The following is an 18,975-nucleotide window of genomic DNA, read 5'->3' as shown; positions in this document are numbered from 1 at the left end:
ATTCTCACATTGTCTGCCGTGTTTTAGACGTGGCTTTTACTGAACAGCCGTCGCCAGACCAGGTAAACCGGGATACCGGCAAGCACGATCAGTACGCCGATGCCGGCATTCGTCGGGTTGTCCAGCATAGTCACCACCACCACGGCGGCCACCGCGCCGATGAAGAGCAGCGGCAGCCAGGGATGCCATGGCGCGCGGAACGAGGGGTTGGCTGCATCCCGCTTGCGGTACCAGAACAAGGTGGTGACGGTGACCGCGCAGGCGAGCCAGTCGGCAAAGGTGGCGTAGTCGAGCAACTGGCCGTAGCTGCCGCTGGCAGCCAGCACGATCGACCATGCGGCCAGCAGCATCAGGGCCACATTGGGCGTGCGCCAGCGCGGATGCAGGCGCGCCACGCTGCGGAAGAAAAGGCCGTCCTCGCCCATGGCCTGCAGCACGCGCGCGCCGGAAACCAGCGTGATGTTGCAAAAGCCCAGCGTGGATACCGCGATGCCCAATGCGATGGCCTTGGCACCGGCGTCGCCGAAGACGCGGCGCATGACGTCCGCCGCCGGTGCCTCGCTGCTGGCCAGACCCCCATGGCCCAACACGGAAAGATAGGCGTAGTTGGCCAGGGCATAGGCCCCGATCACCACCAGCATGCCCAGCCCCAGGGCCCGCGGCAGGGTACGTTGCGGGTCGCGCACTTCGCCACCGAGGTTGTTGAGGTAGGTGAAGCCGCTGTAGGCGAAGAGCACCGGCAGGAAGGCGCCGGCAAAACCCACACCGTGCATGCTGGCGTCGGCCGACAGCGCCTGCGTGCTGCCGGCGCCGGCGAAGGCGAGGCCGGTGACCACCAGTGCCGCCACCGCCACGAGCTTGAGGATGGTGAAGACGTTCTGGATGCGCGCGCCGGTGCGGATGCCGAAAAGGTTGATGCCGGTGACGAACACCAGCGCGCCGATGGTCAGTGGCAGGGCCAGGCCCGCCGGAAGGCCGAAGGCAGCCAGGGCGTAGCCGGAAAACACCGTGGCGACGGCGGCGGTGCTGCCCGAATAGATCACCAGAAGCATGGTCCAGCCGAACAGGAACCCCGCCATGGGGCCGTAGGCTTCGCGCAGGTACACATAGCTGCCACCGGCGCGGGGCCGGCGTGCGCCCAGTTCCGCGTAGCAGAGCGCGCCAACCAGGGTGAGCAAGCCCGCAGCCACCCAGATCGTCAACAGCGACAAGCCCGATTCGGTACGCTGGGCGGCGATGTTCGGGCTGCGGAAGATGCCGCCACCGATGATGCCGCCGACCACGATCAGCGCCGCGTCGCGCAGGCCCAGGCTGCGGACGTAGCCCTCCGGCGGGTTCGGTGATGACATCGAGCTTTCCCCTGGGTCGTAAAAGGCCAGAGAATGGCGGGCTTGGGCGCATCGGGCAAGCGTCGTCAGGCAGACTTGAGCCAGTTCCGAGACATATGCCTTGCTGCCGTTGCCTTTTCCCTGACGCAGCGCAACACTCACAGGATTTGGCAAACCCCCCGGAAGATTCCCGTGAGCCTTGTGTTTCCGGCCCCGCTCCCCGCGGACGCCCCCTGGATTGTGATGAAGTTCGGTGGCACCAGTGTCGCCACCGCCCCCCGCTGGCGGAATATCCTGGAACTGGCCGCCAGCCGCCGCGCCGAAGGTGCCCGCGTGTTGATCGTGGTATCGGCCCTATCGGGGGTGACCGACACGCTCAAACATATCGCGTCCCAGAGCGATGTCGGCGATCGTGCGGCGCAGGCGAAGGCCTTGCGCGAACGCCACCATGCCCTGTGCGACGACATGCAACTGGACGTGCCGGCGAACCTGCATGCGCGCCTGGACGACCTGGCCACACTCGCGGCCGACGGCTACGCCGAGCTGGGTGAGTTGCCCTGGTCGGCCCAGGTGCAGGCGCATGGCGAGCTGTTGTCCAGCACGCTGGGCGCGGCCTTCCTGACCGCGCAGGGCCTGCCCACCGCCTGGCTCGATGCGCGCGAGTGCCTGCACGCGGTGGCGCTGCCCAACCAGAACGAACGCACGCGCGTGCTCTCGGCGATGGTCGAGGCCCGCCATGACCGCACCTTGTGTGCGCGGCTGGCTGAGCTTGGCGAGGTGTTTATCACCCAGGGCTTCATTGCCCGTGATGAGGAAGGCCGCACGGTACTGCTGGGCCGGGGCGGCTCCGATACCTCGGCTGCGTATTTTGGCGCCTTGCTGCACGCAGCACGGGTGGAGATCTGGACCGACGTCGCCGGCATGTTCAGCGCCAATCCTCGCCAGGTGGCCGGCGCGCGCCTGTTGCAGAAGCTCGATTACGAAGAAGCCCAGGAAATCGCTTCCACCGGCGCCAAGGTGCTGCACCCCCGCTGCCTGTCGCCGCTGCGCGAACCGCGCGTGCCGTTGTTGATCAAGGACACCAATCGCCCCGAACTCGACGGCACCGTGATCGGCCCTGAGGTACGGGAACAGGCACCCAGCATCAAGGCGATCAGCGCACGCAAGAACATCACCCTGGTGGCGATGGAATCGGTGGGCATGTGGCAGCAGGTCGGCTTCCTGGCGGATGTGTTCGCCAATTTCAAGAAGCATGGGTTGTCGGTGGACCTGATCAGTTCGGCCGAGACCAACGTCACGGTGTCGCTGGATCCCACCGAGAACCTCCTCGATTCCGACGCGGTAGCCGCGCTCGCCGCCGACCTTGCCAAGGTCTGCCGGGTGAAGGTGATCGCACCGTGCGCCGCCATCACCCTGGTCGGCCGCGGCATGCGCTCGATGCTGCACAAGCTCTCAGCAGTGCTTGCTGAGTTCGGGCAGCTGCGCGTGCATTTGATTTCGCAGTCGTCGAACAACCTCAATATCACCTTCGTGGTCGACGAAGACGTGGTCGACGATATCCTGCCGCGCCTGCACGACATGCTGATCGGCGCCGGTGCATTGCGCACCGACGACAGCCTGCTGTTCGGGCCGGCCTGGCAAACGCTGTATGGCACGGTGGCCGAGGTGAAGCCCGTGCGTGCCTGGTGGCGCGACGAGCGTGACACCTTGCTAAAACTCGCCGCCGAGCGCTCGCCGCGCTACGTGTACCACTTGCCCACCGTGCGCGGGCAGGCGCGCAAACTTAAGGCGCTTGCCAGCGTGGACCGTCTGCACTATGCGGTGAAGGCCAATACGCATCCCTCCATATTGAAGGCGCTGGTTGAGGAAGGCTTCGCCCTGGAATGCGTATCGCCCGGTGAACTGGCGGTGGTGATGGCCACGGTGCCCCAAACCACGCCCGTTCTCTACACGCCGAATTTCGCCTCGCGCGCGGACTTCGCCGCGGGCCTGGCCACGCGGGCCACGATCACCATCGACGCGGTGTTCCCGCTCGAGCACTACGCAGCGATGTTCGCTGGCCGCGAATTGATGCTTCGCATCGACCTTGGCCGGGGCCTCGGGCATCACGAGAAGGTCAAGACCGGCGGCATCGGCAGCAAGTTCGGCATCCCCATCGAACAGCTCGATGGCGCCTTGCGCCTGGCCCGCGAGGCTGGTGCGAGGGTGATCGGCCTGCATGCCCATCTGGGCTCGGGCATCCTCGATGCCGCGCACTGGGGCGAGGTGTACGGGCAGCTGGCGGCGCTCGCCGAGCGTGTGGGTAGCATCACCGTGCTCAACATCGGCGGAGGCCTGGGTGTGCCCTCCCATCCGGGCGAGCCTTCGCTGGACGTCGACGCGCTGGCACAGGTGCTGGCGCAGGTACGCGCGTCCTACCCGCAGTTCTCGCTGTGGATGGAGCCGGGCCGCTACATGGTGGCCGACGCGGGCGTATTGCTGGCCCGCGTGAACCAGGACAAGGGCAAGGGTACGGTGCGTTACCTGGGCGTGGACACCGGCATGAACAGCCTGATCCGTCCTGCGCTGTACGATGCCTGGCATGACATTGCCAACCTCACGCGCCTGGAGGAACCCGCCACGGCGATGTACCAGATCGTCGGCCCGATATGCGAGTCGGGTGACATCCTGGGCGAAGATCGCCGCCTGCCCGAATCCAAAGAGGGCGACGTGATCCTGGTCGCCCAGGCCGGCGCCTATGGCGCGGTGATGAGTTCCCGTTACAACCTGCGCGACGACGCCGACGAAGTGGTGCTGCCATGAGCCTTGACCCGCGCAAGGCGCAGAGCTTCCATTTCGTCCGGCACACCTATGCCGACGGCGTCGCCGAACTCGTCTATCGCTTCGACGATGGCGAAGAACTGATCGAGCGCGTGCGGTTTCCCGACGCTCCCTTAGTGCCTGCCGAACGCGCCGGCGCGCTGGCAGCGGTGTTGCGCTTGCTGCACCTGATGGCCGGTGTCAGCTACTACAAGGCCGCCGTGCCCGAAACGATCGTGGTGCACGGCGAGCAGCCCGACGACGCCACGGCGGATCTGCTCGACGCGCTGTACCTGCATGGCCTGGCCGAGTTCGCCTATCGCAACGGACTAGACCTGCGTGGCCGCGTGCGTTTTCCCCGTGGCGGGAACCTGCCGTCGGCAGGCGTGCTGGATCTTCCCCGCCGCGCTCTGCTTCCCATCGGCGGTGGCAAGGATTCGGTGGTGGTGGTGGAGGCGGTGAAATCCATCGGCGCCGACGCCACGGCCACCTGGGTGGGCAATTCGCCGTTGATCGCCGCCTGTGCCGCGCGCACGGGCCTGCCGACGTTGAACATCGGCAGGGAATTGAGCCCAGGCCTGTTCGAGCTCAATCGCCTTGGTGCCTGGAACGGGCATATCCCGGTGACGGCCGTGAATTCGGCGATCCTGGCCATGGCCGCGGTGATCTATGGCTATAGCGCGGTGGTGTTCGCCAACGAGCGTTCCGCATCGGTCGCCACGCTCGAGTACGAAGGCCAGGAAGTGAACCACCAGTGGAGCAAGGGCTTCATGTTCGAGCAGGCTTTGCAGGGCTACCTGCACAGTCACGTCGCCCAGGACCTCGATTACTGCTCGCTGCTCCGCCCGCATTCGGAGCTGGCAGTTACCCGCGCCTTTGCAAGGCTTGGCGCGCCGTATTTCGAAGTGTTCTCCAGCTGCAACCGCAACTTCCGCATCCTGGGCCCCAAGCCCGCCGACCGTTGGTGCGGCCAGTGCCCGAAATGCCACTTCGTGTTCCTGGCGCTGGCGCCGTTCATGCCCAAGCCCCGGTTGCTCACCATCTTCGGCCGCAACCTGCTCGATGACGAATCGCAGGCGGCGGGCTTCGACGCGCTGCTGGAGTTCCGCGACCACAAGCCGTTCGAGTGCGTGGGCGAGGGCGCCGAGGCGCGCGCCGCCATGTACACGCTGTCGCAACGCGCCGAGTGGAAGGAAGACGCGCTTATAGCGCGTTTCCGCCGCGAGATCCTGCCGCAACTGGATGTGTCGTTATTAGCCGTGGAACCGTGGCTGCAGCCAGCTTCCGCGCACCTGGTTCCGGCGTGGTTGCACGGGGCGCTGGATGCACTGGACTAAGCTCGAAGGACGGCGCATCGCGGCCTGGGGCTTCGGCCGCGAAGGCCGAGCCACCCTGGCGTGGCTGCGCAAGCGCTTGCCCGCTGCGCCGCTGACGCTGTTCTGCTTGCCCTCGGAAGAAGAAGAGGCGCGTGCTTTCGGCAAGGCGCTGGGTTCGCTTGATGTCCGCACGGCCGTTCCTGATGACGGCCTGCTGGCCGCCTTCGACATCGTGGTGAAGTCGCCGGGGATTTCCGCTTACCGGAGCGAGATTCTCGCCGCCAGGAAACGTGGCACGGCATTCACGTCCGGCACGGCGCTATGGTTCGCCGCGCATCCGGAGGCTCGCACCATCGCCGTGACCGGCACCAAAGGGAAAAGCACCACCACTGCGATGATCGCGCACCTGGCACGCTCGCTGGGTGTACGCACCGCGCTTGCAGGGAATATCGGCTTACCGTTGCTGGAGCTGGACGGTGAGCAGGCGGACCTTTGGGCGATCGAGCTTTCAAGCTTTCAGACCGCCGAAGCCACCAACGTGGACCTGGGTGTTGTCACCAGCCTCTACGAAGAACACCTGGACTGGCACGGCAGCGTCGAGCAGTACGTGCAGGACAAGTTGCGCCTGGCAGATGCCTCGAAGGCGCTCCTCATCAACGGCCAGCAGGGCACGTTGATCGAGCGCACGCAGGGCCATGCCGGGCGTTTCTTTTTTGGCCGTCCCGAGGGCTGGCATGTCGATGGCGGCTGGATCCATCGCGGCGGCGACCGCGTCGTGCAGGCCTCGATCATCCCGGCGCCGGGTGCGCACAACGCCCTGAACGCGTGCGCTGCCTTGGCAGCGGTCGAACACATGGGCCTGGACGCCGTAGCCGCTGCACCATCGCTAGCTACGTTCCACGCGCTTCCCCATCGACTGCAGCCCCTGGGCGAACGCGACGGCATCACCTACATCAACGATTCCATCAGCACCACGCCGATGGCGACGCTGGCGGCGCTTGAAACGCTTCTGGGTAAGCGTGTCGCGGTGATCGTTGGCGGCCATGATCGTGGGCTGGATTGGCACGGCTTTGTTGATGCAGTGAAAGACAACCCTCCTGCAGCGATCGTCTGCCAAGGCAAGAACGGCTCGCGTATCCACCATCTCCTGGAGGAGGCTGGCGTGGCGAACGCGTCGCTTCATACAGACGTCGCACATGCCTTCGAGTTCGCCAGGGCGGCTGTTGGCACGGGGGGCACCGTGCTGTTGTCCCCCGGCGCCCCCAGCTTCGACCAGTTCAAGGACTACGCCGACCGCGGGCGAGCCTTTGCTGCCATGGCTGGCCTCGAAGTCGAGGCAAACAGCATCGTCGGCATGGGTATCGCCTGACAGGCACAACCCGCCTGACCGGCCGAGCGTTCCCCTTCACACTCGCGCGCCCTATGATGCGCGGAACCTCAGCTGACCGAAGCCAAGCCCATGCAGCAGCCGCGCCGCGTGTTTTCCATGATCCGGGAATTTCACCTGGCGGACTGGTTCACGCTAGGCAATGCCGTGAGCGGGGTGAGTGCCCTGTTCTCGACCATGAGCTACCTGCAGTATGGCGAGCGCTGGCACCTGTACCTGGCCTGCGCCCTGGTGGTGCTGGCGCTCATCTTCGACGTGCTCGATGGCCGCGTGGCGCGGTGGCGCCAGAAGAGTTCGGCCATGGGCCGGGAGCTTGATTCGCTCGCCGACGTGATCTCCTTCGGCGTGGTACCGGCGGTGATCGGCTACGGCTGCGGCATGCAGGGCTCGCTCGACCGCGTGGTGCTGGCGTTCTTCGTCGCCTGCGGCGTATCGCGCCTGGCGCGCTACAACGTTACCGCCGAAGCGAACTCGCAGGACGGCAAGGTGAAGTTCTTCGAGGGCACGCCGATCCCGACCTCGCTCGTGCTGGTGGCGGTGCTTGCGTGGGCGGCTTGGGCTGGCGCTCTTGGCGATGCCCTGTGGTTCGGCTCTGTCGCCTTCGGGCCTTTGGAGCTGCACCCGTTGGTACTGATGTTCGCGGTATCCGGATCCTTCATGATCTCCAGAATCCGGATACCCAAGCTCTAGCCGATCAAGCCGCGAGCGCAGCCTCGATCGCCTTGGTGAGCTTCGGATCGTCCGGGGTCACGTCCGGATCGAAGCGGCCCACCACGTTGCCCTTGCGGTCGACCAGGAATTTCTCGAAGTTCCAGGTGATGTCCGTCTTGCCGGGCGGCAGCAGGTTTTTCGCACCCAGGCGCTCGCGCAGCTGGCCGCCGTCCTTGGGCGTGGCCTGGGGGCCATTGGCGATCAGCGCGCTATAGAGCGGATGGCGGTCGGGGCCGTTGGCGTGCACTTTTCCGAACAGCGGGAATTGCACGTTGAAGTTGGTCTCGCAAAAGCTCTTGATCTCCTCCTCGCTGCCCGGTTCCTGGCCCGCGAAGTCGTTGCTGGGGAATCCCATCACCACCAGGCCCTGGTCGCGGTACTTCTCGTACACCGATTCGAGCGCTTCGTACTGAGGGGTGAGGCCGCACTTGGAAGCCACGTTGACCACCAGCAGCACCTTGCCGGCCCAGGGGGTGAGGGTGGTCTGCTTGCCATCGATGTCGTCGACGGCGATGTCGTACAGGGGCGATGCCATGGTTATTTCTCCAGTCGGTAATTGAAGCTGGCACGGGAGAACTCGGTGGCGTTCTGTGCCTCGAAGTTCCAGCGCCGGCTGAGCAGGTAGCGCAACGTGATCACCTGGCCCGGTTCGAACAGGCCCACCCCATAGCTTAGGTAAAGTTTCGGCGAAAGATATTTGCCTACCGTGAAGGCGCTGCTGCCGCTGAGCGCATCGCTGTTCTGCACGCCGATGTCGTCCACGCCGATGCGGCTGCCGATTTTCTTGGCCAGCAGGTCGCCCGCGGCCGAACCCAGCGCCTGCGCCGCGCCGCCGACCAGGTTGCCCTCGCCACCCTTCACCTGGCTCAAGGGCTTGCCGGTGATCAGGTAGGAAAGCGCATCGGACTGCTCCATCACCGGCTCCGAGAACACCGTGAGCACGGGCCGGCGCGCGGTACCGGAGACATAAAGGCCCACTTTCTGGCCATCGTCCACGGTTGAGTTGGGGTTGATCTTGCGCGAGGCCCGGATGTTCAACCCCGGGTTGTCGATAGGTGTGGAAGCGAACAGCAGCTGGCCGCGTTCGATGTTGAGGTTCTGGCCATAGGCGCGGTATACGCCATCCACCCGGATCTGGCCCTGGGCACTGGTGACGCGGCCCGGACGCTCGCGCACGGCGAGCACGCCCGATACCTTGCCGTCCATGCCGAAGCCCACCAGATGGGTCTTCTCGCCGAGATCCACCGAGATATCGGCGCTGATCGGCGTGGCCTCTTCTTCCTGCTGCTGGTTTTTTTCGTCCACCACCACGACATCCGGCGAGGCTTTGGTGGCGCCGGCGCCGGGAAGGCGCGAGACATCGACGTCGGCCAGGTCCAGCGTGACCTTGCCGTTGACGTCGATGCCTTGCTTGCTTTGCTTGATGGTGAGCGCCGGCGAGATCACCACCTGTGCCGCGGGGATGTCCATCGCGGTGAACTGGCTGCCGGTGATCGCAAGCGTGGTTCCCGCGCCAGTGCCGATGCCGGCGGAACCTGCGATGGTGAGCTGCCCCTTGCCCGAGTGCACGCCGCCATCGATCTGGAAAACCTGCGCATCGGTGGTGGAAAGAGTCAAGCGCCCTTGCGAGAGCTTCAGGCCTGCGGTGGGCACTTCGCCGGAGAAATTTTCAAGCGCCGCCTGGCCGGTGACGGCGGGCTTGGCCACCGTGCCGCCCAGCTGGAAATTCCCGTGCAAGCGGCCCTTGGCGTCGGCAAGCTCGGAGGTAAAGAGCTCGATCACGCCAAGGTCGGTGAGGTCGATGCCCAGCTGGCCCGACAGCGCCTGTTGCGCACCGCTGACCGTGACATTGCCTTGCAGCTTGCCACCCTTGTCCAGCGTGGCGGCCAGGACCAGATGCTGCGTTGCTGGCGAAAGCTGCGCCGATGCAGTGAGGCCGTCGTAGGTCACCAGCGGCTGGTCCGGGTGGTCGCTATAGGCCACCGAACCATGCGCCGAACGGATATCGGCCTCTCCGCTCAGGGCGCCGGCGGCGCTGCGCCGGATGGCGCCATCGCCTTCGAGCATGCCCTCGGCGCGGATCGGCATGTTGGCATTGCCAGCCAGGCTCATCAGCAGGGTCAGCGGTACCTGGCGAAGCTTGTAGCTTGCATCGAGGTTGCCGGGCTTGTCCTGTTTGGCGGCAACGCACAGGGACGGATCGCCTGCGGTGAGGCAGGCTTCGCCAAGGCTTGCCGCGCCGTCGTTCCAGTCCAGTGCAGCCGGTCGTGCCAGGCGCCAGCGCGGCATGCCGGCGAAATCCAGATCCAGCGTGGCAAGGCTGCCGCTCCAGTGCCTGCCCTGCAGCGAACCATTCAACGCCACCTCAGTGGAGAGGGGCTGCCCATGCGCCACCACGTGAAGGTCGTGGCGTTGCGCATTGCCACCGGCGTCCACGCGCACGCTGTCGAAGGCCAACCCTGAGGCGGACACGCCGTTGGCCACCACGTTGAGCTTGCCACCGGGGATGGTGACATCGGGCACGTGGGCTTCAACCATCAGTCGCTGGATCTTCTGCCCGGCGTAGACCACGGCCTGGCCGTTGAGCGTACCGTCGACACTGAGCTTCGGCCACAGGCCTTTGACGTTGAAGCGGCCATCGATTTTGCCGCCGGCGTCGGGGATCCAGTCACCGAGCGAGGCGATGGCCAGGCGCACGTCGGCATCGTTGGCCATGTCGCCCCGCGCATCGATGCCGACGGTGCTGTTGCCGGAGTTGAGCTGCAGCTTGCCGTTGACCACGCGGTTGGGTTTTAGCGTGAGTTCACCGCTGCCGCCCACCTCGCGCTTGCGCACGTTGCCGATGAGCTTGCGAAGGTCGAGTGTGCCGCGCGGACCAGCCTTGGCCAGCACGCCCTCGGTGCCCAGGTCGAAGTCGAGCGAGCCGTCGTATCCCGCGGCCAGCTGGCCGGGGTCGAAATGCTCCGCCTTGGCTTCGAGCTTCCACGCCAGTTCCGGTTGCAGGGTAAACGTGCCAGTGGCATCGAGCTTGCCCTTTGCTTGCAGCAGTGTGAGCGTGTTAAGCGCGATGCGCTGGGGCGTGCCATCGATGTTGAGCGCGAGCTTGGCAAGCTTGCCGGGCGGACCGATATCCACGGCGCCTTCCACGTGGAAGGCGTCGGCGCTGCCACGCGCGATGACCTTGCCTTGCGAGGCCAGTTCCTGGCCGGCGAGATCGGCCGGGAGCAGGAGGTCGGTCCAGGCCAACGCAAGATTGGCGGACACCGGGCTCGCACCGAGATCCACCGTGCCCGACGCCTGCAGCGCGCCTTTGAAGCGGTCGGTGGCGAGGTTCAGTTGCTCGAGGGTGAGCGTTTTGTAGTTCTTGTCGAAGTGCGCGCGCAGGGGTGTAAGGCGCAGGTGGTACTCGTTGACGTCAGCATCGCCGGTGAGGTTCGCGCCGTAGCGATTGCCGCTGCCCTGCACGTGTAATCCCAGCGCGGTGAGAGAACTTTCACCCAGCAACGGTTTGGGGTCGAACCGCGGCGCATCGATCTTCGCCGTCCACGCATAGTCGCCCGATTGCACAAGATCCATGTCCACCTGGGCAAGGGTCGGCTCGGTGACGCTGATGGAAAGCTTCGCCTTCGCGCCGTCGCTGTGCGCCACCACCTTGCCGGCGTAGCGCGTATCGCCGACCTGCCAGGTCACCTGCGCCTGTCCATCGCCGCGATAGCCCTTGCCAACGGCGAGGGTGCCGGCAAGGTCGGCGTGGCCGTCGGGCGCGCGAAGGACGAGCTGGTGTACTTCGATGCCTTTCTTCGTCCATGACGCGGCCAGATCGAGCGTGTTGGAAGCGAAGAGCGGCTTGCCCTCCTGGATGATGGTGACCTTACCCACGTGGGCCTGGTCCACCTGCATCACCACGGGCGGTTCCAGCGAGAACGGCGCCGGGGCTTCGGTGTCTGGTTGCGGCGCTGGCAACGATACCGATACGTCTTCCACGTCGAGCTGGCGCACGTGCACCGTTCGGCCGAGCAGGGCGCGGACGGCGTAGTCGACACGGATGCTGCCCACGGTGGCTCGCGTGCCCTTGCCATCGTCGTAGCGGACGTTGGTGAGCGTCAGTGGACCGATCAGGCGGCCATCGGCCTGGCCCACCTGCAGTGCGCCAGCAGTGAAGCCCTGCGCCCGTGCCAGCGCGAAGGAAAGGCCGGACGCCGTGCCCAGCAGCCACCAGGCGAAGGCAACCACCAACACCAGCAGGGCGCCCACCGCGAACAAGGTGAAGCGCCACCAGCGACGGCGGCGTGGCAATGGGGCGCGGGCAGTGGTATCGGTCATAGGTCGGGCCCAATCACCACGTGCAGCTGGATGCCGTGCTCGCGGTCATTGTGGATGGGCGTGCCCACGTCCACGCGGATCATGCCAACCGGTGAAAGCCATCGCACACCAAGGCCTGCGCCGATCGCCGGGCGGATGTCGGTGCCTGAGAATGCGTTACCGGCGTCGACGAAAGCGGCCATGCCCCAGTTCTTGGTGAAGTAGTGTTCCACTTCGTTGCTGCCCACCAACAGGTTCTTGCCGCCGATGACGCGGTCGAAATCGTTACGGGGGCCTAAGGCCTCGAACCCGTAGCCGCGCACCGAGCGGTCGCCGCCGGCGAAGAAGCGAAGCTGCGGGGGCAGGGCGCTGAAATCGCTGGTGGTGGTGTAGCCGGCAGTGCCGCGGAGGATCCAGCGGTTGTTGCCGGCGAAGCTGCGGATCCACTTTCCGTCGGCCAGGAACTGGGTGAAGCTGGCGCTGGAGAGCGCGGTGCCCACGGTGCTACGCGCGGTGAGCGTTAGCGACCAGCCACGCCGTACAAAAATGGGGTTGTCGCCGGATTTTCGCGACAGCGAGATTTCCGGGTAAAGCAATGTGCTGCGGCCATGTTCAATGCCGATGGTGTTATCCGTCTCGCCACCCTTCTTGCCCACGGTAAAGGTGCCCGTGAGCGCGTGCAGGCCGATCACCCGCGTCCAGCCATGCCAGAGCTTGGTTTCATTGGCCACCAGTTCGAGCGTGTGCGCGGTGGAAGTGGTGGTATCGGCGTCGCGGAAGGTGGCGCCGAAGTTGAAGCTGCGCTGGTCAGGGCCGGGCATCGGGATGGTATAGAGCGAGGTAAGTGTTTTCAGGCGCTGCGCCGCCACGATCTCGTTCTTCCACTTGTGGCCGCGGTCGTTCACCCAGCGCCTCTCGATGCCCCCGCGAAGGCCCACGCCCGTATCGGTGCCGATGAAGGGGCCGCCGGTATAGATGGTGCGCAGAGCCGGCGCCAGTTCGACGTTGACGTTGACCACGCCGTTCTTCGCATTGTCGATATCGGGCATCACGTTCACCACGGAGAAATAGTCCGCGCCGTTCAGGGCCTGCTGCAGCTGCAGAAGTTGATCCTGCGAGAAGTAGTCGCCCTCGTGGAAGGGCAGGTAGCGGTCGAGGAAACCATCGCGGAACTGCGAGCCCTTGAAGGCGATGTGGCCGATGCGATAGCGCTGTCCGGTTTCCCAGGCGAGGGTCACCACGGCTGCGTGCTCGGCGCGGGTCACTTCCACCGTGTGCCTGGTGAGCCGGGCATCCAGGTAACCGCTGGAGGTCAGCATGGCGCCGACGCGGTCGCGGGCGCCTTCATAGACGCCATCGTCCATCACCTGGCCCTTCAGGTTCTTCACGCCCGTGACGGCGCCGCGAATGCGTGGCAGCTTCGCGACCGTGTCGTCGATGCTTACATTCACCTCGGTAATTTTTACCGGGGTATTAGCCTTCACATGCAGCGTGACGCGCCAGTTGTTGCCCTGTTGCGCGATGTCACCGGTGACTTCCGCCTCGTAATAACCGTAGGGCTTCAACCCTTCACGGACCTGGTCGGGCGCCTGTTCATAAAGTCGCCGCACCTGGGCGGCGGTGACGTCGCGGTTGGCGTATTGGCTTAGTGCCACCGCGTTGACGACGGCGGGCTTGAGCGCATCATCAACGCCGTCTACCACCAGTTGCACGGCCGCGTGGGCCCAGGCGGGCAACAGCAGCAGCGCTGCGGCGAGGCAAAAGGGGCGGATCGTGCGGCGCATGTTGCTAGGTCTTTCTCCCTGCGCCGACCTGGGGCGGGCATCGTCAACGGTACCGTGCCCGCCTGCCTTATTCCATGCAATAAATCTCACATGCCATAAATCTCAGCCTGCAGCATCGCCCGACTTGTGCGCGATCCATGCACCAACGGTGGCTGAAACATAAGGGATGGAAGATGCAGAGAGGATGAACATCCACAGGATGCTCTCAAGGTATGACGTGCCGAAGGCCTTGGCCATGCCGGTCACGGCCAGGGCCAGGCCGAACACCATGAGCATTTCCTCGCGCACGGGAGTGAACGCGGCGAAGCTGGATTCGCCCAGGCGGCGGCTCTTCGCGGTAACGATGAACGCGGTCTTCTTGCGTGTCAGGCCGTGGATGATGCCGCGGGCGATGGCATGGGAAAGGCTCATGCTGGCCAGCGACGCCATCAGGGTGTCGCGCCAGCCGCAGGGCACGCGCGCGCGGTAAAGCGCGAAGCCGAAAATTGCCTTGGCGAAGAAGAAACCGATCACCGGGATCAGGAACAACTGCATCGGCAGGTTGAAATACTGCGGGAAGGCGACCATGCCTGCCGTCCAGAAAATGGCCATCAGGGTGAACACCAGGTGCAGCGCATCGGCGAACCAGCTGAACCATCCGGTGAGGAAATGGAAACGCTGGCCGGCCGAGAGTGGTCCACGACGGGTCATCCAGTGCCAGCGCCCCTTGAGGATCTGCATGGCGCCGAAAGCCCAGCGGTAGCGCTGGCTCTTATAGGCCTTGAAGTCGGCAGGGGTAAGGCCCTTGCCCATCAGTTCGTCCACATAGACCAGCTCGTAGCCGGCATGCATCAAACGCAGGCCAAGCTCGGCATCCTCGCAGATCGTCCATTCCGACCAGCCGCCGGTGCCTTCGAGCGCCGAGCGCCGCACCATGGTCATGGTGCCGTGCTGGATGATGGCGTTGCGCTCGTTGCGGTGGTGCATGCCGATGCGGAAGAAGCCGTCGTATTCCCATGCGGTCATGCGGCGGAACGTGTTGTTCTCGAACTCGCGGTGGGCCTGCGGGCACTGCACCACGGCCACCTTCGGATCGTGGAAGTAGCCGGTAAGGCTGGACAGCCAGTCGGCGCGAACCGCGTAGTCGGCGTCGATCACGGCTACTACATCGGCGCGCGGGTCGGTTTCGGTCAGGCCGAAGTTCAGCGCGCCGGCCTTGTAGCCGGGCCAAGGTTCCAGATGGAAGAAGCGGAACCGCTCGCCGAGCTTCTCGCAGTATTCCTGCACCGGCTTCCAGACATCCGGGTTCTTGGTGTTGTTGTCGATCACCAGCACTTCGAAATTGGCGTAATCAAGCGCCACCAGGGAATCGAGGGTGAGCATCACCATTTCCGGCGGCTCGTTGTAGCAGGCCAGGTGGATGGAGACGAAGGGTTGCCGCTCGGGCGGATCGGGCGTGAGCATGCCGGCCTCGCGCTGCCACTTGCGCCGCCAAAGCACTTCGGTGAACTCGAAGCCGTTGATCAGCAGGATGGCAAGAATCGCCACCTGCGCCGGGAACAGCAGCACCAGCATCGACCAATCGAAGGGGCTCAGGTAGAAATTGAAGGGTAGGGTGGCCGACCAGACGATCAGGCCACAGGCCATCTGCATCAGCAGCAGGAAGAACAGCCGGCCCATCAGCTTGAAGCGAGCGAAGCGGCGGGCGAACGCCGCCATCGGGAGGAATGCCAGCAGCGAGGAGGCCAGTGCCTTCCAGGGCCAGGAGGTGTCTTCCGTGATCGGTCCGGTGAAGGGGAATTTCTGTTGGCGGTCGGCGTTGAACAGGCCCCAGTACGCACCCGTGCGGCCTTCGCCCAAGTTTTCCTTCCACGGCTGGTCGAAGGCTTCGAGCATGTAGTAGTCGATATGCTGCGCGCGGGCCGTGTTCAACCACTCGCGCAGGAAGATCGCCTGGTTGGATACGCTGGGCTTGGCATACTTGAAGCGGTCGCCGTTGGACGGCCAGCCGATTTCGCCCACCACGATGGGCTTGTTCGGGTAAAGCCGCTTCAACTCGTTGTAGCGGTCGAGCGTGTCCTTCAGCGCCAGGCCGCGGTCGATCGGCTGGCCTTCCCAGAATGGGAAGAGATGCACGGTGATGAAATCCACGTGCTTGACCAGCTCCGGGTAGCGCTCCCAGATATGCCAAGGCTCGGCGGTGGACACCGGTTGATGCAGCGCGGCCCGGGCCCGGTCGAGGTAGGCCATCAGCTGCTCGGGCTTGAGCTGGCTCGTCAGCAGCACTTCGTTGCCCACGATGGCCCGGGTGATGGTCTTGGGGTAGCGCTGGGCCTGGGCGATCAGCGCGGCAAGTTCGCGCTCGTTGTTGTTGAGGCGGCGGTCGATCAGCGCGCCGGCCAGCACGTCCATGCCGTTGGCCTGGGCCAGGCGGAATGTCTGGGGATTCTCCAGCATCGAGTAGGTGCGGATGCGCGGTGAATACTTCTTGACCAGTTTCAGGTCGGCGTCGACGTCGGCGTCGGTGGCGACATCCCCGCGGATGGGATTTTGATAACGCTGGTAGGCGGTAAAGCCGAAACCACTGATCTGGCCGTGCCAGTCTTCCGGACCGTGCGGCATGTTGCCCAGGAACCACAGGCCGAAGTTTACCCCGGCCACCAGCAGGGCCAGGAAGAGTGCCACTACCAGGGAAGGGCGTCGTTCGGTCGGTGCAGGTGCGCTCAAAACATTCCCCGGACCGTCTGGCCCCCAGATGGACGTGAATAATCTAGCGAGCTTAACCAAGCCCGCCGGATGGCTCAACGTATGGAGCGTAGGCCAGTCAGCGGAGCCTTAAGTGTGACATCTTCAGGCTTTGGCGGCGGCCCGCATCCAACGTCCGCTAGACTTTGCATAAATTTTACTTGGAGCCGGGCATGCGTCGCCTTGTCTTGCGGTTCGTCGTGGCCGCCTTCGTGCTTCTCACCTTAAGCCGCCTGGGGCTGTCCCTCTGGCAGTTCAGCCGCGTCCATGACGCTGGCGGCCTGTGGCCGGTGATGTTCGGCGGCCTGCGCATCGATGTGAGCTTCCTGGCCATGATCGTGGCCGTTCCGGCGGTGCTGTCGCCCTGGCTGGGCCATCGGCCGTGGCCCACCCGCATCACCGCGTGGTGGTTGCGGCTGGCCTGGCTGCTATTGGTGCTGCTGGAAGTGGCTACGCCGCAATTCATCGTCGAGTACGACACCCGGCCCAACCGCCTGTTCGTGGAATACCTGGTGAACCCGGTGGAAGTGGGCTCGATGCTGTGGCACGGCTATAAAATGGTCGTGGCCTGCTCGCTGCTGGTGCTGATCCTGCTGGGCTGGTTCGGTTTCGGCCTGCTGGCCACGCGGCCGGCCGACCGCCGCCTGGGTTGGGTGGCGCGGCCGATTGCGTGCCTGGTGATCTTCGCCGTCTGTTTCCTTGCCGCCCGCGGCACCCTGGAACACCGGCCGATCAACGAGGCCACGGTGGCCTTCAGCAGCGACAGCATGGTCAATACGCTGCCGCTGAGCTCGCTCTACAACGTGGCCAACGCCATCGATGCCTTGCGCAGCGAGCGGTCGTCGGCGGAGCTGTACCCGCACATGGCGCTCGATGCCATGAACGAGGAATTTCGCCGTAGCATCGGGCTCGCCGGGCCGCCGCAGGACCCGCGCTATCCGAGCCTGCACCGGCAGGTGGCCAGCGTGCAGCGCGCCCACCCGCTGAACCTGGTGATCATCATGCAGGAGAGCCTGGGCGCGCAGTTCGTCGGCAGCCTGGGTGGCCGCGACCTCACGCCCCACCTCGATGCACTGGGCAGCCAGGGCTGGATGTTCGACCGGGCCTACGCCACCGGCACGCGATCGGTACGGGGCCTGGAGGCGATCACCACCGGCTTCCTGCCCACCCCCGCCGAGGCCGTGCTCAAGCAGCCGCGGTCGCAGCGGGATTTCTTCACCATCGCCGCGCTGCTGGGCCAGCAGGGCTACCACTCGCGCTTCATCTACGGCGGCGAGGCCCATTTCGACAATATGCGCGGGTTCTTCCTCGGCAACGGCTTCAATGAAGTGGTGGATCGCGCGTCATTCAACAATCCGGTGTTCGTGGGTTCGTGGGGTGCGTCCGACGAAGACATGTTCAACGAACTGCACAAGCGCTTGATGGCCGACGGCGACAGCCGGAACTTCACGCTGGCCTTCAGCGTGTCCAACCATACGCCGTGGCAATACCCTTCCGGCCGCATCACCCCGGTGGGCGAGCCTGCCAGCGTGGACAACACCGTTCGCTATGCCGACTACGCCATCGGCAAATTCTTCGAGCAGGCAAAGCAGTCGCCGTACTGGAAGAACACCGTCTTCCTGATCGTGGCCGACCATGATGCCCGCGTGTTCGGGGCGAGCCTGGTGCCGGTGGAACATTTCCACATCCCGGCGTTGATCCTGGGCGGGCAGGTGCCGGTGAAGCACGATCAGCGCATCGTCAGCCAGGTGGACATGGCGCCCACCCTGCTGTCGCTGATGGGCATCACCAGCGACCATCCGATGCCCGGCGCCGACCTCACCGTTCGCGATCCCGACCGGGCGATCATGCAGTACGGCGACAACTTCGGTTACCTGAAGGGCAACCAGCTCATCGTGTACGAACCGCGCAAGGCCGCCCAGGCTTTTACCTACGACGGGAAATCCACCCTTACGCCAGCACCGGTCGATCCGGCACTGGCGAAGGAGGCGCTGGCCACTGCGTTGTGGCCGAGCTGGGCTTACAAGGAACTGCGGTACACATTGCCTGCGAAGGCCGCGACTGGCCCCTGAACCTACTTCAGCAGCGAGCGGAGCATCCAGGCAGTCTTCTCGTGTTCCTTCAGGCGGCCGGTCACCATGTCCGCGGTGCCCTCGTCGCCGCCGGCATCGGCGGCCTTGATGGAGTCCCGCGCGGTGGCGGCGGCAATCTCATGCCCTTCCACCAGCTGGGCCACCATGTCTTTCCATTCGGGCACGTCGGGCTCTTCCTTGATCGAGGTGAGCTTGGCGAACTTGCTGTAGGAGCCCGGGGCGACCACATCCAGGGTGCGGATGCGTTCGGCCACTTCGTCGGCGGCCAGCCACAGTTCGTTGTACTGCACCTCGAACATGGCGTGCAGCGAATTGAACTGGGGACCGGTGACATTCCAGTGGAAGCTGTGGGTTTTCAGGTAGAGCGAGTAGGTATCGGCCAGCAGCTTGGAAAGATGCTTGGCGATGTCCTCGCGGTTTTTCTTGGGGATGCCGATGTCGATGGCCATCTTCAATGCCTTTCGTGGGTTTGCCAGGCTTTCGAGGATAGCCAACCCGTATGTCGCTTGGAAATGAATGCTTCCGATCCCA

General features: G+C 64.9%; 11 protein-coding genes. 5 read left to right on the top strand and 6 right to left on the bottom strand.

The window, feature by feature from the left end:
- Positions 1-23: 23 nt before the first annotated feature.
- On the bottom strand, positions 24-1,349 hold the full coding sequence (locus NDK18_RS17150; RefSeq protein ID WP_250624098.1) for an APC family permease: 1,326 nt from the start codon (positions 1,347-1,349) through the stop codon (positions 24-26).
- A gap of 222 nt (positions 1,350-1,571) precedes the next feature.
- Here NDK18_RS17150 and NDK18_RS17145 point away from each other — a divergent pair, with 222 nt between their 5' ends.
- The 4 genes from NDK18_RS17145 (at position 1,572) to pssA (ending at position 7,520) form a co-directional block, all read left to right on the top strand.
- Positions 1,572-4,130: a bifunctional aspartate kinase/diaminopimelate decarboxylase gene (locus NDK18_RS17145; RefSeq protein ID WP_250628662.1), complete on the top strand. Its 2,559-nt coding sequence runs from the start codon at positions 1,572-1,574 to the stop codon at positions 4,128-4,130.
- A complete protein-coding gene (gene murL / locus NDK18_RS17140; protein ID WP_250624097.1) occupies positions 4,127-5,464 on the top strand; it encodes a UDP-N-acetyl-alpha-D-muramoyl-L-alanyl-L-glutamate epimerase in 1,338 nt (445 codons plus the stop codon). The genes NDK18_RS17145 and murL overlap by 4 nt, the downstream gene beginning before the upstream one ends.
- Entirely contained in the window at positions 5,451-6,812 is a 1,362-nt protein-coding gene (murD, locus tag NDK18_RS17135; RefSeq protein WP_250628482.1) for a UDP-N-acetylmuramoyl-L-alanine--D-glutamate ligase, read from the top strand. Before murL ends, murD begins: the two co-directional genes overlap by 14 nt.
- 90 nt (positions 6,813-6,902) lie before the next feature.
- Positions 6,903-7,520, top strand: a complete 618-nt coding sequence (gene pssA / locus NDK18_RS17130) for a CDP-diacylglycerol--serine O-phosphatidyltransferase (protein ID WP_250624095.1) — start codon at positions 6,903-6,905, stop codon at positions 7,518-7,520.
- Between the two features lie 4 nt (positions 7,521-7,524).
- Here pssA and NDK18_RS17125 read toward each other — a convergent pair whose 3' ends face one another.
- The 4 genes from NDK18_RS17125 to NDK18_RS17110 all read right to left on the bottom strand — a co-directional run bounded on the left by NDK18_RS17125 (position 7,525) and on the right by NDK18_RS17110 (position 16,333).
- The gene (locus NDK18_RS17125; protein WP_250624094.1) at positions 7,525-8,076 is read right to left on the bottom strand and encodes a glutathione peroxidase; all 552 of its coding nucleotides are present in this window, start codon (positions 8,074-8,076) and stop codon (positions 7,525-7,527) included.
- A 2-nt stretch (positions 8,077-8,078) separates the two neighbouring features.
- Positions 8,079-11,864, bottom strand: coding sequence for a translocation/assembly module TamB domain-containing protein (locus tag NDK18_RS17120; RefSeq protein WP_250628481.1), 3,786 nt, complete (start codon positions 11,862-11,864; stop codon positions 8,079-8,081).
- Entirely contained in the window at positions 11,861-13,627 is a 1,767-nt protein-coding gene (locus NDK18_RS17115; RefSeq protein WP_250624092.1) for an autotransporter assembly complex protein TamA, read from the bottom strand. Before NDK18_RS17115 ends, NDK18_RS17120 begins: the two co-directional genes overlap by 4 nt.
- Positions 13,628-13,729: 102 nt before the next feature.
- A complete protein-coding gene (locus NDK18_RS17110) occupies positions 13,730-16,333 on the bottom strand; it encodes a glycosyltransferase family 2 protein (protein WP_250624091.1) in 2,604 nt (867 codons plus the stop codon).
- Between the two features lie 191 nt (positions 16,334-16,524).
- Here NDK18_RS17110 and NDK18_RS17105 point away from each other — a divergent pair, with 191 nt between their 5' ends.
- A complete protein-coding gene (locus tag NDK18_RS17105) occupies positions 16,525-18,423 on the top strand; it encodes an LTA synthase family protein (protein ID WP_250624090.1) in 1,899 nt (632 codons plus the stop codon).
- A 2-nt stretch (positions 18,424-18,425) separates the two neighbouring features.
- Here the strand turns inward: NDK18_RS17105 and NDK18_RS17100 are convergent, their stop codons facing one another.
- On the bottom strand, positions 18,426-18,893 hold the full coding sequence (locus NDK18_RS17100) for a Dps family protein (protein WP_250624089.1): 468 nt from the start codon (positions 18,891-18,893) through the stop codon (positions 18,426-18,428).
- Positions 18,894-18,975: the final 82 nt, after the last annotated feature.

This window comes from Pinirhizobacter soli, from assembly GCF_015905305.1.
In the GTDB taxonomy this organism is placed as follows: Bacteria; Pseudomonadota; Gammaproteobacteria; order Xanthomonadales; family Rhodanobacteraceae; genus Pinirhizobacter; species Pinirhizobacter soli.
This window is presented reverse-complemented; position numbering and strand designations above follow the sequence as displayed.

What these genes read in the sequence shown, in the direction of transcription:
- murD (WP_250628482.1), top strand. Translation starts at nt 5,451, where the DNA reads ATGCACTGGACTAAGCTCGAAGGACGGCGCATCGCGGCCTGGGGCTTC.
- NDK18_RS17145 (WP_250628662.1), top strand. Translation starts at nt 1,572, where the DNA reads ATGAAGTTCGGTGGCACCAGTGTCGCCACCGCCCCCCGCTGGCGGAAT.
- NDK18_RS17120 (WP_250628481.1), bottom strand. Translation starts at nt 11,864, where the DNA reads ATGACCGATACCACTGCCCGCGCCCCATTGCCACGCCGCCGTCGCTGG.
- NDK18_RS17115 (WP_250624092.1), bottom strand. Translation starts at nt 13,627, where the DNA reads ATGCGCCGCACGATCCGCCCCTTTTGCCTCGCCGCAGCGCTGCTGCTG.
- NDK18_RS17150 (WP_250624098.1), bottom strand. Translation starts at nt 1,349, where the DNA reads ATGTCATCACCGAACCCGCCGGAGGGCTACGTCCGCAGCCTGGGCCTG.
- NDK18_RS17100 (WP_250624089.1), bottom strand. Translation starts at nt 18,893, where the DNA reads ATGGCCATCGACATCGGCATCCCCAAGAAAAACCGCGAGGACATCGCC.
- murL (WP_250624097.1), top strand. Translation starts at nt 4,127, where the DNA reads ATGAGCCTTGACCCGCGCAAGGCGCAGAGCTTCCATTTCGTCCGGCAC.
- NDK18_RS17105 (WP_250624090.1), top strand. Translation starts at nt 16,525, where the DNA reads ATGCGTCGCCTTGTCTTGCGGTTCGTCGTGGCCGCCTTCGTGCTTCTC.
- pssA (WP_250624095.1), top strand. Translation starts at nt 6,903, where the DNA reads ATGCAGCAGCCGCGCCGCGTGTTTTCCATGATCCGGGAATTTCACCTG.
- NDK18_RS17125 (WP_250624094.1), bottom strand. Translation starts at nt 8,076, where the DNA reads ATGGCATCGCCCCTGTACGACATCGCCGTCGACGACATCGATGGCAAG.